We start from the raw sequence: 16,222 nt of genomic DNA, 5'->3' as shown, positions 1-16,222 counted from the left end.
TGCATATTAGATAGGGGTTATAAATATAAACAATTTTGAGATTTGATGATTTACAAAAATAATTAGCTATTGATTGAGATAACTTCCGAATTTAACAGGATTTTTTAGCAATTGCGTACTTTTTTGAATTTCAGGATTATGTGTTAAATAATACGTGTATAATCCTTCTCTGTAAAAATAGCGTTTCACGATTTCATCTGTCAAAAGCGACATCAATTGAGTCTTGTTGTCATCGATTGCCTTGCTTTTATAATTGTTCAACGCCACAACCAAATCTTTGTAATCACTGTCGATGGCGTTGACAAGTTGTTCTTCTTTTGCAACCATAAGCGCTTTGTCAAAAGCCTTTTCGGTTTTGGTTTCAAAGTTGAAATTATTTGATTTCAAATAGGTTTTAAATGCGTTGAAATCAGTATCAGTCAATTTAAACGAAGACAAATCTTTCACAGAATGATTGTAGAAATAATTGGTAGCAAAATTAAACACCAAGTTTTCTTCCAAAATTGCCGACGTTACAGGGCTAATTTTTGATTCATCCATCGCTACATCTGGTTGAATGCCTCCTCCGTCATATACCGTTCTACCACGTCTTGTTTTAAAGGCATTGAAATTTTCCTGATTGACCCTTGTAGCGTTTCCTTTTTCGTCTCTATTCCAATAATCCAAGGCTTGAATACAGCGTCCTGAAGGCGTGTAATAGCGCGAAATGGTGATTTTCATTTGCGTACCATAAGCCAATGGTTTAGGGCGTTGTACGAGACCTTTTCCAAAGCTTCTCGCGCCAATAATTACTGCTCTATCCAAATCTTGCAATGCGCCTGAAACAATTTCGCTTGCCGAAGCACTATGACCATCAATTAAAACTACTAAAGGTATTTCGGTGTCGAGAGGATCCTTTTGGGTAAAGTAGGTTTTGTTATATTTTTCCACCTTCGACTTTGTCGTAACAACCAATTGATTTTTCGGCACAAAAATGTTCACAATATTGACAGCTTCGTTCAGAAGTCCGCCTCCATTGCCTCTTAAATCCAAAATCAACTTTTTGGCACCTTGGTTTTTCAAGGCTCTTACAGCTGTCAAGGTTTCTTGCGATGCTTTATCACCAAATTTACGAAGCACCAAATAACCTATTTCATCATCAATCATCGAATAATGAGGAACATCGTGTATTTCTACCGATTCACGTTTGATGGTTGCCGTTTCGGTTTTGCCTTGTCTCACATAAGTCAAATTAACGGTTGTCCCAGCGGCACCTTGAAGTAAATTTCCAGCATCATCCTTAAAATCAGCCACGACAATATTGTCCACTTTGATGATTTCATCACCAGCTTTCAAGCCTGCCTTGTCGGCTGCATAGTCCTTGTATGGTTCCACGATGACCAATTTATCTTTTAAAGTCAGAACACTGGCACCAATACCTGTGTAATCGCCTGTATTGTTGATGCGCGCATCTTCCACATCCTGCTCGTTATAAAAATTGGTATAAGGGTCTAAATCTTGAAGCATACTTTTAATGGCAGTATCCATCAATTCTCCAGGATTTGTCTCATCAACATAGTTCATATTGAGTTCCTTGTAAAGCGTGGTGAAAATTTCAATTTGTTTTGCAATCTCAAAGAAATCTCCCTTGTAAAAAGCACTTCCAGAAATGAAAATAGTCAGTGCCAATACAGGTATAACTACACGTTTTTGTAATATTTTTTTCATAACAGTTTGAATCAATCAGAGGTTATTTTATGAAGAAATTTATCCAGAAGGCTTTTCATTTTGTGATTTACAGTCTCAAAATCCGTTCCATCCTTGCCAATATACAAAATCATTAACGCATAGCTTTCTGATAAATTGTTAAAATAGGACGCTTTTTGCAGTCGATAAGCCTCTCTCATTAACCGTTTAATCCTGTTGCGATCCACAGCTTTTTTAAAATTGCGTTTGCTCACAGACACACCAGCTTTCACTTTGATATCATCGTCAAATGATGTTTGTAGATAAACCATTCTCAAAGGATAAGCCGCAACACTTTGTCCTTCCTCAAAGAGTTGAGTGATTAGTTTTTCGCTTTTAAGCTTTTCCTTTTTATTGAATGTAAATTTCATCTGTGGTAAATATACAGAGGTTTTATCAAAAAAAAACCGCTATTTAAAGCGGTTTTTAAGGTTTTCGAAATGGAAATTATTTACTGTTGTTATCTCTGTTGACATCCGCCATTAATCCTTTTGGGTCAATAGTAACGGACTTGATAAATGGTTTGGCCTTCTCTATGATGAATTCGTAAGTAGGATATGCCCAAGCCCAATCGTCAAGTTTTGTTGCTGTTGTGGACTTTGCCCCAAACATATAACGCATTGGAATGTAAAACGCTTGTTTAATGCCATCGGTGTATTCCACTTCAAGATCCAAAGGCATAGGCATCAAACCTATTCGTTCTAATACAACTTTGGTTGTGGCACCCTCACTTTCAATACTCTTAATGCCATAATCAATCGTGTTGGTGGTTTGTGTCCAGTCCATAAGGTACCAATCCAATTCCATACCCGAAACCTTTTCAGCAATTCTGATAAAATCAATAGGTTTTGGATGTTTGAATGACCATTCCTCGAAATAGCGCTTTAACGTGGTCTCAAGATGATCTTCACCAATAATATATCCTAATTGCGATAAAAACACAGACCCTTTGTTATAAGCCGCATTCGAATAGGCTGTATTATAAACATATCGGTCGGAATGTGTCGTTTGGGGTTGTTCTTTTCCTGATGCGACCAAATAATTATAACTTTTGTAAGCTTTCTCAAAAGGATTCGGTTTGTTTAGATTATTGATATCATGAAGCGCCTTGTCTTCAATATAGCTTGTAAACCCCTCATCCATCCACGAATGTTTGGCCTCATTAGTTGCCAACAAAAATTGAAACCAGCTATGAGCCATTTCATGCGCGGTAACGCCTATCAATCCATCTAATTTACCCTCACCAAGTATTAGTGTGCACATACCATATTCCATTCCTCCATCACCACCTTGTATTACAGAATATTGCTCATAAGGATAAGCACCAATATGCTCGCTATAGTATTCCATCAATTTGACGGCAACAGGTTGCATTGCTTTCCAGTTTTGAATTTTTTCTTTAGGCATTGTGTTTTTGTAGAAAAAATGCATCATCGGACCATTATCAACCTGAAGTTTATCATGTATATAATCAGGATCTGCAGCCCAAGTAAAGTCATGAACATTTGGAGCTTTAAAGTGCCAAGTCAATGTTTTTCCTTTGGATGATTTTAGAGGTTTAGTTTCATAACCGTGGCCAATTTCATCTGGATTTTGAAGATACCCAGTGCCGCCTATTGTGTAATTTTTATCGATGGTAATTTTTACGTCAAAATCGCCCCAAACACCATGAAATTCTCTTGCGATGTACGGGTCAGCATGCCAACCTTCGGTATCATATTCGGCTAATTTTGGATACCATTGCGCCATTGATAATGCGACACCTTCTTTGTTGTTTCTGCCAGATCTTCTGATTTGAACAGGAACTTGAGCATCAAATTTCATATCAAATTGAGTTTTTGAGCCTGGCTGAATAGGCTCGTTAAGTGTCACCACCAAAATAGTTCCTACGACTTCAAAACTCACTGTTTTACCATTTTGTGTGAGTGAATTGACTTTGATATAGCCTATTTCATTAGGTTTTAACTTTGCAATTCGGCTTTCATAGATAGGATCTTCTTTTGTTCCAACGTTGGGAGCCATTCTTCTGTCTGGATCTGCAATGCTTTGAACGCGCGCATCCATTTCGCTTCCTGGTTGAAATGCATTGGGATAGAGATGATAAAACACACGATTCAAAACATCTGGAGAGTTATTGGTGTATACCAACTTTTGAGTTCCAGAATATTTATAAGTTTCAACATCCATGACAATGTCCATGGTGTAATCAACATGTTGCTGCCAATATCCTGTATTTGATGATTGCGCAACACAGATGACGTTGCCAAGGATAAAAAAACCAATGGACAACAATGATTTAAAATCTAACTTCATAAGCAGGTTTATTGATTGCTCGCTGATTTTGAAGCCAATATCAATGCGTTGTATGCATTCGCTATTTTACCTGATTTTGATAATGATGCAAAAGGCTTGACATTGTTTGCATCGCCAGCCACAATAACTTTTGTAGTTAGAGGCAAACCAGAATTTACAATGATACTCTTCACTTCTGAAGCTTTCAAATTTGGATATTGAGAGCGAATAAGAGCTGCAATTCCTGCCACGCCAGGAGAGGCCATGGAGGTTCCTCCCATTGTTTTGTATTTACTCAATGGCATCGTAGAATATACCTCTCCACCTGGAGCAAAAATATCAACATTTATTTTCCCGAAGTTCGAGAAGGAAGACACCATTTTTGAACCGTAAACAGCATCCAGCGACCCAACGTTGATAAAGTTGTTGGAAATTTCCGCCCCATTGGAAACTTGATCATTAGGGTAATTGTAATTAGAATCTAAATCTTCTCCATCGTTACCAGCAGCATGTACAATCAATACATCATTTTCTGCCGCATATTTGATAGCATCTCTTACCCAATCACTGTGAGGAGAAAACGATTTTCCAAAACTTCCGTTAATGATTTTCGCACCGTTATCAACAGCATAACGAATTGCTAACGCAATATCTTTGTCGTATTCATCACCATTTGGAACCGCTCTGATAGCCATAATTTTAACATTGTTGGCAACACCATTGACACCTTTTCCATTGTTCCGCTCTGCAGCGATGATTCCTGCTACGTGCGTGCCATGACTTTCAGATTCTAGAGTAGGCTTTACATTTCCGTTTCCATAACCTGGCTTATCATTTAAAACATCTGGGTTGTCTCCAGTTGTTCTTCCCTTAAATTCTTTGTTGAGGTTGTAATTCAATCGATCGTTGATATCCACCAAGCCATCTTGGATTTCTTTTTTAAAGTCTGAAACCGAACCGACATCCAAACTGTAAACATATTTGATAACAGCAATAGATTGCAACAAGGCTTCATCGGTTGTTTTGATGGCATTGACCTCTTCTTGAGTATACGTATCCTTTTTGAGATATTTAGAGACAGCAGCATCTGCGTTTGCTACTTGTTGCGAAATCTGCTCATATTGTACTTTATAATCAGTATATTTTTTTATTTCCGAATTATAAAGTGTCTGTGCTTCAGAGTATCTAGGGTTGCTAGTGTCTCCGCTTGCTAAAAGACGAACGTATTCCAGCTGCTCGTTGTATGCTTCGCCAAGAAAATTCCAACCATGGATATCGTCTATGTAGCCGTTTCCATCATCATCTTTTCCGTTATTCGGAATTTCCTTTGTGTTGGTCCAAATGACATCATCAAGATCTTCATGGTCAATATCAATTCCTGAATCGATGACCGCCACAATGGTAGTCTTTCCTTTTTTAGCTTTGACGATTTCGCCGTAAGCTTTGTCAACACTCATCCCGGGAATAGTATCTTTTACAAGGTCCAAATGTCCCCAAGTTTGCTTTTGAGTTTCTGTTAGCTCGGATACCTTTAAAGGCATCGTGTCAATGTTTTCAATGGGTGTTGATAGCACACCTGTTGAGGATCCACCACAAGCAAACAATAAAGTTGCGAATACGGTAGAATAGATAAAGGGTTTTAAATAAAATTTCATTGCTATTAATTTATAGTGAGAATAATTCGTTTGTAGTAATTACGTCCTTTACGCGAACGCCTTTTTCAGTATGTTGAACCGTTATGATTTCATTGTGGGCATCATGCTCCAAAAACAAATAGAAATTGTTATCTGCAGCCATATTGAGAAACTTATCTTTTTCATCAAGTGTTAATAAAGGCCTTGTGTCGTAACCCATGACAAAAGGAAGTGGCAAATGCCCAACAGTTGGCAACAAATCAGCCATAAATGCGATGGTTTTTCCTTTATAATGAATCAAAGGAATCATTTGTTTATCTGTATGACCGTCAGCAAAAAAAATATCAAAATCCAATTCAGAGTTTTTCAATAAATCTGTTTCAGGAAGTGATGTAAACTTCAACTGACCGCACTCTTCCATCGGCAAAATATTTTCCTTTAAAAATGATGCTTTCTCACGATTATTTGGCTGTGTCGCCCATTTCCAATGGTCTTGATTGCTCCAAAAATTTGCATTTTTAAATGCTGGCTCATAACCTGTTTTTTCTTTGTTCCATTGAATGCTTCCGCCACAATGATCAAAATGTAAATGCGTCATGAAAACATCGGTAATGTCATCTCTATGGAAGCCATACTTTTTGAGCGATTTATCAATAGAATCATTTCCCCATAGATAATAATACCCGAAAAATTTGTCGCTTTGCTTGTCTCCCATTCCTGTATCAATCAAAATCAGTCGATTTCCGTCTTCAATAAGCAAACAACGTGCCGCGATGTCTATCATGTTATTTGAGTCAGCGGGATTGGTCCGATTCCAAAGAGATTTCGGAACTACTCCAAACATTGCGCCGCCATCAAGTTTAAAATTTCCAGATTCTATAGGATACAGTTGCATTGAAAAAATTTAATTATGGACAACAAATTTATAAAAGGAGGAAGGAAAAGTTCGAAAAGTGTTTATTTATTAGGGCTAATTTAACATTCTCTCAAAAATACAATTTGTGGATATTCTTTGAAAGCCGTAAAAATCTAATTAAATTTATATAAATCAATGTATCAAAACCACATGAAACGCATCATTGAAAAGCCCTTGAAAATCAAAAAAATGAAGCTATTACGCTTTGGAAGGGACTTCAAACCCGACCAAGAGGTCATTTTAAGAGATTATTTGGCGATTGAGCGTACTCGTCTTGCCAATGAACGCACCTTGCTTTCTTATATAAAATCATCTCTTTATTTGCTTTTGGGGGGAATTACAGTTTTGCAACTTAAAAATTACCCTGAATTGGAATATCTGGGAATAACAGCCTTGGTTTTTAGCGCCATCTTCCTGTTCATTGGCATCTATAGGTTTACATTACTCAAAAAGAGCCTCAAGCGCTTATATTATATGTCTGAAAATAACGAAAGGGAAGATTAGAACTATTTTTAGCTATGTATTCCAATCCTGTTATAGAAACAATAATATTTTTTAAGCACCCATACTCTCAAAAAAAACTTTACTATCTTTCAAAAAAATAAAACTAACTAATATATGCTGGAATTAGCAGGAATCATCATTTTGGGCATATTGGCACAATGGTTCGCTTGGAAATTTAAAATCCCTGCCATTTTACCATTGATTTTGATCGGTCTTTTGGTTGGACCTATAGCTGCAGAATACTTATCGGGAGACGGAACCAAATGGATTGAACCCATATGGAACGGTAAGGAAGGACTGTTCCCCGGCGAAAGTCTCTTTTATTTTGTATCTCTTGCCATCAGTGTTATATTATTTGAAGGCGGATTGACCTTAAGGTTCAAGGAAATAAAAAATGTTGGGCCAGTTATAACCAAATTGATTACAGTTGGTTCTATTGTCACTTTTTTCGGTGCTGCTGTGGCTGCCCATTTCATCTTCTATCTTACTTGGGAAATGTCATTTTTGTTTTCGGCATTAATTATTGTAACTGGACCTACGGTTATCTCTCCAATCTTGAGAAATATTCCATTAAAACCTGATGTTTCTGCGGTTTTGAAATGGGAAGGCATTCTGATTGACCCAATAGGAGCTTTGGTTGCCGTATTGGTTTTTGAATTTATAAGTGTTGAAGGAGGTGGCGAATTCACAAAAACCGCAATGATAGAGTTCGGAAAGATTGTCCTTTTTGGAACCACCTTTGGATTTACGTTTGCGCACGGATTGAATTTTGCTATCAATAAACGCCTCATTCCTCATTATTTATTGAACGTTTTTGCCCTTGCCAGCGTTCTTGGAGTGTTTGTATTGTCAGATAATTTCGCGCACGAATCAGGACTTTTGGCAGTCGTTGTTATGGGAATGGTGCTTGGAAATTCAAATTCACCCTATCTCAAAGAATTGCTTTATTTTAAGGAATCTTTGAGTGTGCTGCTGATATCAATCTTGTTTATTCTGTTGGCAGCCAACATCAACATGGAAGATCTCATGTTGATTTATAATTGGAATACCGCGGTGTTATTTGCTGTGGTCGTCTTTGTTTTGAGGCCCGTAGGCGTTCTGTTGAGCACCATCAATTCACCATTAAAGTTGAATGAAAAACTATTCATTAGCTGGGTAGGGCCAAGAGGTATTGTTGCGGCAGGTATAGCATCCTTATTCGGTTTGAAGCTTGCTAAAGAAGGCGTGGAAGGCGCTGAATACATTACACCATTGGTATTTATGATTGTTCTTGGGACGGTGTTGCTTAATGCTACTACTGCAAGGTTTTTTGCAATCGTCTCTGGTGTGTTTTTGAAAAAATCCAACGGAATACTTATTGTGGGAGCTTCAAAAGCATCTCGTTTGATTGGTAATTATTTAGAGCAAAATGGAAGACATGTGGTGTTGATAGATAGTAACCAGACGAATGTAGCAAAAGCGAATGAAATGGGACTTGAAGCCATCAATTCCAATATTTATTCTGACAGTTTGGGTGATAACATCGAGTTGAGCGATGTTGGTTATTTAATAGCGTTGACCGGAAATTCAGAAATCAACAAATTTGCCATCAATAAATTTGGAAAGGAATTTGGAGAGAATGGTACGTTCAGATTAATCACCTCCGACGAGCTGAATGATCCAAATCATAAGCCAAAGCAAGGCATTTTCATTCAAACGGATGATTTTATCTCACTTACAGAAACGACAAGAAAATACCCAGCTATTCATGAGATTGATATCGATAACAAGGAACATTATGAAAGCCTTATTGAGTTGAGTGAAAAGGAAAAGGACATCATACCACTACTTTTAAAAGATGAAGAGGGTGAACTTCACATCATAGCCAATATAGACAAAGAACAAGAGGAGTTTACAGAGGGTTGGAAATTGGTATATCTAGGAAAAGCCTTTGATATAGAGAAGCTTCCGAAGGAAAAACCAGAAAACAAAGAAGCCCCAAAACAAGTTTGAGGCTTTCGACTTGATTTAAAATCGATTAATTGATTACGGTTCCATGAGGAATTGTGGCGCCTTTTTTGACCACTACAATCCCATCTTTAATGACATATGTGTCGGTTTCAATATCCTTTGAATTGGCACTCCCATTAATTCTCACATCATTCCCTATACAACAATTTTTATCAATAATGGCATTCTTGATAAAACATCTCTCGCCAATTCCCATAGGAATTTTGGAAGTAGATACAACCTCACTCAAGGTCTGATAACTATCAGAACCCATAATGTAAGCGTTTATAATGGTGGATTCATGTCCTATTCTTGCTCTAATTCCAATGACGGAATGCTCAATTTTTGCGGCGTTGATTATGCAACCTTCTGCTATGACGGCCCTATTGAGTGTGGTGCCACTTATTTTTGTAGTTGGTAGCATCCTTGCTCTTGTATAAATTCGGTTAACGTTATTGAACAAATCAAATTGAGGTATTTCATCAGTCAGCCCCAAATTAGCCTCAAAAAAAGAATCAATATTTCCAATATCTGTCCAATAGCCTTCAAACTGATAACTTAAGGTTTTGTGTTTTTCAAGTGATTGAGGAATAATTTCTTTTCCAAAATCGTTAGTACTAGGATCATTCATTAAGTCAATCAACAAGTCTCTATTAAAAATATAGATACCCATGGAACCCAAATGATTTCTACCCTGCGCCTTCATTTCTTTACTGACATCAGATGTCCATTCAGGTAAGAGGCTCTTATCGGGCTTTTCAATGAATGATGTTATAAAATTGTTTTTGTCTGTCTTTAAAATTCCGAAGGAAGTGGCTTCTTTTTCTTTAACAGGCATCGTTGCAATAGTTATTTCGGCACCAGCATCGCGATGGGCTTCCAGCATTTTATTGAAATCCATTTGATACAATTGATCACCAGAAAGAATTAAGGCATACTCAAATTCATGACTTAAAAAGTGATGCATACTTTGTCTTACGGCATCTGCCGTTCCCTGAAACCATGTGCTGTTAGAAATGGTTTGTTCTGCAGCCAAAACATCAACGAACGCCGAACTAAAGAAACTAAAATGGTAAGTATTTTTTATATGTTTATTAAGAGAAGCAGAGTTAAACTGCGTCAATACAAACATTCTCTTAATATCTGAATTGATGCAATTGGAAATAGGAATATCTACCAAACGGTACTTCCCAGCAATAGGAACAGCTGGCTTGGAACGAGATTCTGTAAGAGGATATAATCGCGAACCTTGGCCGCCTCCTAGAATGATCGAGATAACATTGTCGTGGAACATAATTATGACTGTATTGAATGATATAAGTTAATATAAGTTTGAGCAGAAGCATCCCAAGAATGGTCTATCTGCATGATTAATTTACGATTTTTTTTGAAATGTTCGGTAAAACCAGTGAATTCAATGGCTCTTCCTACGGCATGAACAACCTCATGAACGTTTGGACCACCGTGCCTGATACCGAAGCCTTTTTCCCCAACATCGATAACTGTGTCTTTGAGTCCACCAACACTATTTACAATAGGGACCGTTCCGTAGCGTAAGGCATACATTTGATTGAGACCACAAGGCTCCACCCTCGAAGGCATCAATATGAAATCAGCTGCAGCATAAAGGATATGTGACAATTGCTCATTGTAACCAATGTAATTATTGTAATAGCCATTATGAGAGTTTTTAAGACTTTCTAACTGATTCTCTACATTTCCATCACCAGAACCAAGCATCATAATAGAAAGCTTTTTGGACCTCAACACCGAATCAAAAATATAGGGTAGTAAATCAGCTCCTTTTTCTCCAACGAGACGACCGATGAATATAAACAAAGGTAATTCTGGACTCAACCCAAATTTTTCACAGACCCAATCTTTATTGCCTTTTTTACCTGATTCAACAGATTGTGTTGTATAGTTCTTGACAATATAACCATCTGTTTTAGGATTCCAAACAGAGGTGTCAATGCCGTTTAAGATTCCAACGCATTTATGGCTTTCTGATTGAAGAAGGTGCTCAAGCCCATTGGCTGCATATTTTAGTTCCTCCATATAGCTTGGAGACACCGTTGTAACTTTCCAAGAACATTTAATGCCTGCCGCTAGGGGATTCACCATTTTGTTCCAGTCCAACAATCCAACATTATTGAAGTCGAAAGGAGGAATCAAGTGTACCAAATCGTGACCGAACCAACCTTGATATTGACCGTTGTGAATGGTGATGACGGATGGTGTAGATTTTAGCTTTTGAAACGCATAACATTGAGACATCATAAAAGGAACTAAACCTGTATGATGGTCGTGGCAATGAATGACATCAGGCTTTTCCTGTAATCGAACCAACCAGTCTAGTGCTGCAATTTGAAATGCCAAAAAACGACCTGTGTCATTGCTTGAATACACATAATCCTTATACAGCAAATAGGGAACATCCACAAAATAAATATCAAAGCCTAAATCATTGTCTTCCAATGTTAACATTCGGAAATCCATAGGCATTCCCAAATGCAATTTTCCACTGTAAACTGTTTTGAAGTTATTAGAACGCGTGAATTTGTTATCATAGAAAGGCATGATAACACTACTTTTTTCTCCGAGTTTATTTTGATATTTTGGAAGCGCGCCTACCACATCACCCAAACCGCCAACTTTGGCAATCGGGTAGCATTCGGCGCTCAAGTGAAATATAGTCATTTTGCAATTTTAGAGTCGTTTTAAAACTACAAAATATTTGACCATCTCACGTTACGATACTTAAAAATTTAAGAGAATTTTTGGCGATTAATCATTCAGTTTTAATACTGCCATAAAAGCTTCTTGCGGAATTTCGACATTACCAACTTGTCGCATACGTTTTTTACCCTTTTTTTGCTTCTCAAGAAGTTTTCGTTTTCTCGAAATATCACCTCCATAACACTTGGCTGTCACATCTTTACGTAGTGCCTTTATGGTTTCGCGCGAAATGATTTTAGCACCAATAGCTGCTTGGATTGGAATATCAAATTGCTGACGCGGAATCAATTCCTTCAGTTTTTCGCACATTTTTTTACCGATTTGCTGTGCGCTATCAAAATGGATCAAAGCAGAAAGCGCATCAACAGGTTGTGAATTTAATAAAATATCAACCTTAACCAACTTCGATTCGCGCATTCCGATAGGCGAGTAGTCAAACGATGCATAACCTTTTGAAACTGTTTTCAAACGGTCATAAAAGTCAAAAACGATTTCCGCCAATGGCATATCAAAAGTTAATTCGACACGTTCTGGAGTTAGATAGGTTTGATTGGTAATCACACCACGCTTATCAATACAAAGTGTCATCACATTCCCAACAAAATCGGCCTTTGTAATGATGGAAGCCTTGATGTAAGGCTCTTCCACTCGGTCTAGGCCAGAAGGGTCTGGCAAATCAGATGGATTGTTGACAATAATAGGCGCATCCGGATTTTTCTTGCTGAAAGCGTGATACGATACGTTAGGAACCGTAGTGATAACGGTCATATCGAATTCACGTTCCAAACGCTCCTGAATGATCTCCATATGCAACATTCCCAAGAAACCGCAACGGAATCCAAAACCAAGGGCTGCAGAACTTTCAGGAACAAAAACCAAGGACGCATCATTGAGTTGCAGTTTTTCCATAGAAGCACGCAACTCTTCATAATCTTCAGTATCTACTGGATAAATTCCGGCAAAAACCATCGGTTTCACATCTTCAAAACCTCCAATGGCATTTTTGGTAGGATCTTTAGCATCTGTAATGGTATCTCCAACTTTGACTTCTTTCGCCTCTTTAATCCCAGTAATAAGATACCCTACGTCACCAGCTTTAATTTCTGGACGAGGAAATTGTTTCAGTTTTAAGGTTCCGACTTCATCAGCATTATAAGTTTTTCCTGTTGCGATGAATTTCACCAATTGATTTTTTTTAATTGAACCATTGATGACCCTAAAATAAGTTTCAACACCTCTAAAAGGATTATAAACCGAATCAAAAATCAAGGCCTGAAGCGGCTCATCAACGTTGCCTTTTGGAGGTGGAATGCGTTTGATGATGGCTTCCAAAATGTTATCAACACCAAAACCTGTTTTTCCACTGGCGTGAATGACTTCAGAAGGATCACAGCCCAACAAATCAACAATATCGTCCGTCACCTCTTCTGGGTTGGCGCTCGGCAAATCGACCTTATTCAATACGGGAATGATTTCCAAATCATTTTCCAGAGCCAAATATAAATTTGAAATAGTCTGTGCCTGAATACTTTGTGCAGCATCAACAATCAGCAATGCGCCTTCGCAAGCCGCAATAGATCGGGACACTTCGTAACTAAAGTCAACGTGACCAGGAGTGTCAATCAGATTTAAAATATAGTGTTCGCCTTCAAAAACATATTCCATTTGAATGGCGTGCGACTTGATGGTAATACCACGTTCGCGTTCCAAATCCATATTATCCAAAAGCTGATCTTGCTTTTCTCTATCTGTTACAGAACCTGTAAAATCCAACAATCTATCGGCAAGTGTACTTTTTCCGTGATCGATGTGCGCAATAATGCAAAAGTTTCTGATGTGCTTCATAAGTCAATAACTACAACCAAATATTTTGCAAATATAATTGAATTATTATGCTTTGAATGCTTTTATTTTTTTAATGAAATTCCTTGAATTGAAGAAAAACCGTAAAAAAATTTCTAAAACTATTTATATATTGCAATAATTAACAAGAAACGATTTGAAACGACCTACTTTTTCTCTTCTAATTTTCTGTGCCCTGTTGTCAACAACTTTAGGTTTTGCTCAAGAACTTTCAATTTCTGGGTTTGTTGACGATGCACAAGGAGAACCAGTGACGTATGCCAATGTGCTTTTGATGAAGGCACCAGACTCTACAATTGTCAACGGTGTTTCTACTAACGAACAAGGTTTTTTTCTTTTTGATAAACTTTCAAAGGACAATTATCTTGTGAAGTTCAGTTTTTTGGGTTTTAAGGATGTCTATCAATCTGTGGAATTGACAGAAAATATTGATTTAGGTACTGTTGTTCTTGAAGAGGACTCTGAACAGTTGGATGAAATAAATATCATTGCCAGAAAACCAACGCTTAAGAAAGAAGCAGACCGACTGGTGTTCAACATTGAAAACACAGCGTTGATAGAAGGCAATATGATGCAGGTTTTGAAAAGCACACCAGGTATTTTGGTGCTGGACAATAGCATTCAGGTGAAAAACACCACTCCGACAGTTTACATCAATGATAAAAAGGTGCATTTGACCAATGATGAATTGGCACAGCTTCTTGAAGGCTCTTCAGCAAGCAATATTAAATCGGTTGAGGTGATCACAAATCCATCGGCAAAATATGATGCCGAAAGTGGTGCGGTCATCAACATTGTAATGAGTAAAAACCTTATAACAGGTTATCGCGGGAATGTATTTGGAAATTATACGCAGGGCGTTTTTCCAAGGTATGATGCCGGTATGAGCCATTTCTTCAAGAATGAAAAAATTGATTTTTTTGCCAACTATACCTATTCACACGATAAAATCAACCGAGACCAAGACAACACAGTTAATTATTTGGACCAAAACAATCAAATCACAGATATTTTTAAGTCGCGAATCAACAGAAATACTTGGTCGAACACTCATAATTTCAATTTTAATTTTGATTATGCCATTGATGATTCCAACACGTTGAGTTTGTCCTCGAATATGCTCGTGATGCCTTATTTTAAATATTTGGTAAAAAACAATACAGATATTCTTGATGGTGCCCAAAACCTTGACTCGTATCTGTTTACAAATAATGCTTCGAACGATACAAAACATAATCTTGGATTTGATTTGGATTATGTACATAAATTCAAGAAAGCAGGAGAGAGGATAAGTGCAAACGCACATTACACAACGTTTGATTACAACAGAGACCAAAATGTTTTGAGCAATTACTTTGATGCCGACGACACTTTTCTTCAAAGCACAGCATTTCGAACTGATAATAATCAACACACCAATATTTTTACTGGACAATTAGACTATGTTCTGCCTTTGAGCGAAACATCTGTTCTTGAAGTTGGCGCTAAAACATCCAATATCCAAAGTGAAAGTTATATTACGCAATTCGACATCAATAATGGAATAGAAACTGTTGACGTCAATAACACCAATGCTTTTGATTATGACGAAACAATCTTTGCGGGTTATATCAATTATTCAAAAGATTGGGAAAAGTTAAGCATGTCACTTGGTTTGAGAGCCGAACAAACAGACATTAAAGGTTTTTCTGTTTTGGACGATGTGACGAATAAACAAGATTATTTAGAGTGGTTTCCAACGGCAAGCTTAAGCTATACGGTTTCTGATAATTTTTCGTTATACACCAATTATAAAAGAAGCATTCAACGACCTGATTATCAAAATTTGAATCCGTTTCAGTTTTATTTGAATGATTTTACAATTGTTTCTGGTAATCCGACGCTTCAACCTATTTTAACGGATCACGCGGTAATTGGTTCCTCATTTTACAAGTATTTTACTGTTGAAGCCTATTACAAAAGATCGAAAAACAATATTTACGAATTACCTAGACAAGATAATTCCAGCAATACCATCACCTATTTGCCTTTTAATTTTGATACTACACGTGAGTTTGGCTTTGACTTTTTAGCCAATTTCTACGTCACTAATAAATGGTCGGTTTATGCTGTGACCTCTTTCTATAATATTCAAGACAACGCTGAATTTGATGATGTAAATGTGCAACAAGACCAATGGTCTAATTATAGTATTCTTCAGAATGATTTTACATTTTTGAAGGATGGAAGCCTTAATGCGAGCCTTACGATGCTATATGTTGGTAAAAACATTCAAGGCTACAGAATCATAGAGGATAGAATTGTTTCGATGTTATCAGTTTCCAAATCTCTTTGGAACAATAAGGCGATCATTTCGCTATCAGCTGAAGATATATTCAACACACAGGATTTTGACGAATCTACTAGATATTTGAACCAGTTTAGTTCAGCGCATTTAGATATGGACAACCGTTTTGTGAAATTGGGCTTCCGTTATAAGTTCGGAAACACCAATTTAGAAACTAATCAGCGTACCAAAGCACAACAAGAAACGGAGCGTTTGGAAATCAAAAACAACTAA

Annotated in this window: 11 protein-coding genes; 3 read left to right on the top strand and 8 right to left on the bottom strand. The window is 37.3% G+C overall.

Annotated features, from left to right (window positions below):
* Positions 1-66: 66 nt before the first annotated feature.
* From M0G43_RS02740 to M0G43_RS02720, 5 genes are all read right to left on the bottom strand, one after another.
* Complete coding sequence (locus tag M0G43_RS02740) at positions 67-1,707, bottom strand: S41 family peptidase (RefSeq protein ID WP_248023326.1); 1,641 nt, start codon at positions 1,705-1,707, stop codon at positions 67-69.
* A gap of 11 nt (positions 1,708-1,718) precedes the next feature.
* Complete coding sequence (rnpA, locus tag M0G43_RS02735) at positions 1,719-2,096, bottom strand: ribonuclease P protein component (RefSeq protein ID WP_248023324.1); 378 nt, start codon at positions 2,094-2,096, stop codon at positions 1,719-1,721.
* 76 nt (positions 2,097-2,172) lie between these two features.
* Positions 2,173-4,038, bottom strand: coding sequence for a M1 family metallopeptidase (locus M0G43_RS02730; RefSeq protein WP_248023323.1), 1,866 nt, complete (start codon positions 4,036-4,038; stop codon positions 2,173-2,175).
* An 8-nt stretch (positions 4,039-4,046) separates the two neighbouring features.
* Positions 4,047-5,672, bottom strand: coding sequence for a S8 family serine peptidase (locus M0G43_RS02725; protein ID WP_248023321.1), 1,626 nt, complete (start codon positions 5,670-5,672; stop codon positions 4,047-4,049).
* 10 nt (positions 5,673-5,682) lie between these two features.
* Positions 5,683-6,546, bottom strand: a complete 864-nt coding sequence (locus M0G43_RS02720) for an MBL fold metallo-hydrolase (protein ID WP_248023319.1) — start codon at positions 6,544-6,546, stop codon at positions 5,683-5,685.
* A 171-nt stretch (positions 6,547-6,717) separates the two neighbouring features.
* Here M0G43_RS02720 and M0G43_RS02715 point away from each other — a divergent pair, with 171 nt between their 5' ends.
* Together M0G43_RS02715 and M0G43_RS02710 are read left to right on the top strand one after the other, a co-directional pair.
* Positions 6,718-7,071, top strand: coding sequence for a DUF202 domain-containing protein (locus M0G43_RS02715; RefSeq protein ID WP_317231409.1), 354 nt, complete (start codon positions 6,718-6,720; stop codon positions 7,069-7,071).
* Between the two features lie 114 nt (positions 7,072-7,185).
* The gene (locus tag M0G43_RS02710) at positions 7,186-9,063 is read left to right on the top strand and encodes a cation:proton antiporter (protein ID WP_248023318.1); all 1,878 of its coding nucleotides are present in this window, start codon (positions 7,186-7,188) and stop codon (positions 9,061-9,063) included.
* Between the two features lie 25 nt (positions 9,064-9,088).
* Here the strand turns inward: M0G43_RS02710 and M0G43_RS02705 are convergent, their stop codons facing one another.
* The 3 genes from M0G43_RS02705 to lepA all read right to left on the bottom strand — a co-directional run bounded on the left by M0G43_RS02705 (position 9,089) and on the right by lepA (position 13,644).
* Positions 9,089-10,354: a glucose-1-phosphate adenylyltransferase gene (locus M0G43_RS02705; protein WP_248023315.1), complete on the bottom strand. Its 1,266-nt coding sequence runs from the start codon at positions 10,352-10,354 to the stop codon at positions 9,089-9,091.
* 2 nt (positions 10,355-10,356) lie between these two features.
* Positions 10,357-11,760 (bottom strand): glycogen synthase, encoded by a 1,404-nt coding sequence (locus M0G43_RS02700; protein ID WP_248023311.1) that lies wholly within the window; start codon positions 11,758-11,760, stop codon positions 10,357-10,359.
* A gap of 87 nt (positions 11,761-11,847) precedes the next feature.
* Positions 11,848-13,644: a translation elongation factor 4 gene (lepA, locus tag M0G43_RS02695; RefSeq protein ID WP_248023309.1), complete on the bottom strand. Its 1,797-nt coding sequence runs from the start codon at positions 13,642-13,644 to the stop codon at positions 11,848-11,850.
* A gap of 154 nt (positions 13,645-13,798) precedes the next feature.
* Here lepA and M0G43_RS02690 point away from each other — a divergent pair, with 154 nt between their 5' ends.
* A complete protein-coding gene (locus tag M0G43_RS02690; protein ID WP_248023308.1) occupies positions 13,799-16,222 on the top strand; it encodes an outer membrane beta-barrel family protein in 2,424 nt (807 codons plus the stop codon).

The organism is Subsaxibacter sp. CAU 1640, from assembly GCF_023156585.1.
GTDB lineage: Bacteria > Bacteroidota > Bacteroidia > Flavobacteriales > Flavobacteriaceae > JBPOFM01.
The sequence above is the reverse complement of the archived record's forward strand: the minus strand, read 5'-3'. Positions and strand labels throughout refer to the sequence as shown.

Coding starts and splice junctions, on each gene's coding strand:
- M0G43_RS02740 (WP_248023326.1), bottom strand. CDS start 1,707: ATGAAAAAAATATTACAAAAACGTGTAGTTATACCTGTATTGGCACTG.
- rnpA (WP_248023324.1), bottom strand. CDS start 2,096: ATGAAATTTACATTCAATAAAAAGGAAAAGCTTAAAAGCGAAAAACTA.
- M0G43_RS02730 (WP_248023323.1), bottom strand. CDS start 4,038: ATGAAGTTAGATTTTAAATCATTGTTGTCCATTGGTTTTTTTATCCTT.
- M0G43_RS02725 (WP_248023321.1), bottom strand. CDS start 5,672: ATGAAATTTTATTTAAAACCCTTTATCTATTCTACCGTATTCGCAACT.
- M0G43_RS02720 (WP_248023319.1), bottom strand. CDS start 6,546: ATGCAACTGTATCCTATAGAATCTGGAAATTTTAAACTTGATGGCGGC.
- M0G43_RS02715 (WP_317231409.1), top strand. CDS start 6,718: ATGAAACGCATCATTGAAAAGCCCTTGAAAATCAAAAAAATGAAGCTA.
- M0G43_RS02710 (WP_248023318.1), top strand. CDS start 7,186: ATGCTGGAATTAGCAGGAATCATCATTTTGGGCATATTGGCACAATGG.
- M0G43_RS02705 (WP_248023315.1), bottom strand. CDS start 10,354: ATGTTCCACGACAATGTTATCTCGATCATTCTAGGAGGCGGCCAAGGT.
- M0G43_RS02700 (WP_248023311.1), bottom strand. CDS start 11,760: ATGACTATATTTCACTTGAGCGCCGAATGCTACCCGATTGCCAAAGTT.
- lepA (WP_248023309.1), bottom strand. CDS start 13,644: ATGAAGCACATCAGAAACTTTTGCATTATTGCGCACATCGATCACGGA.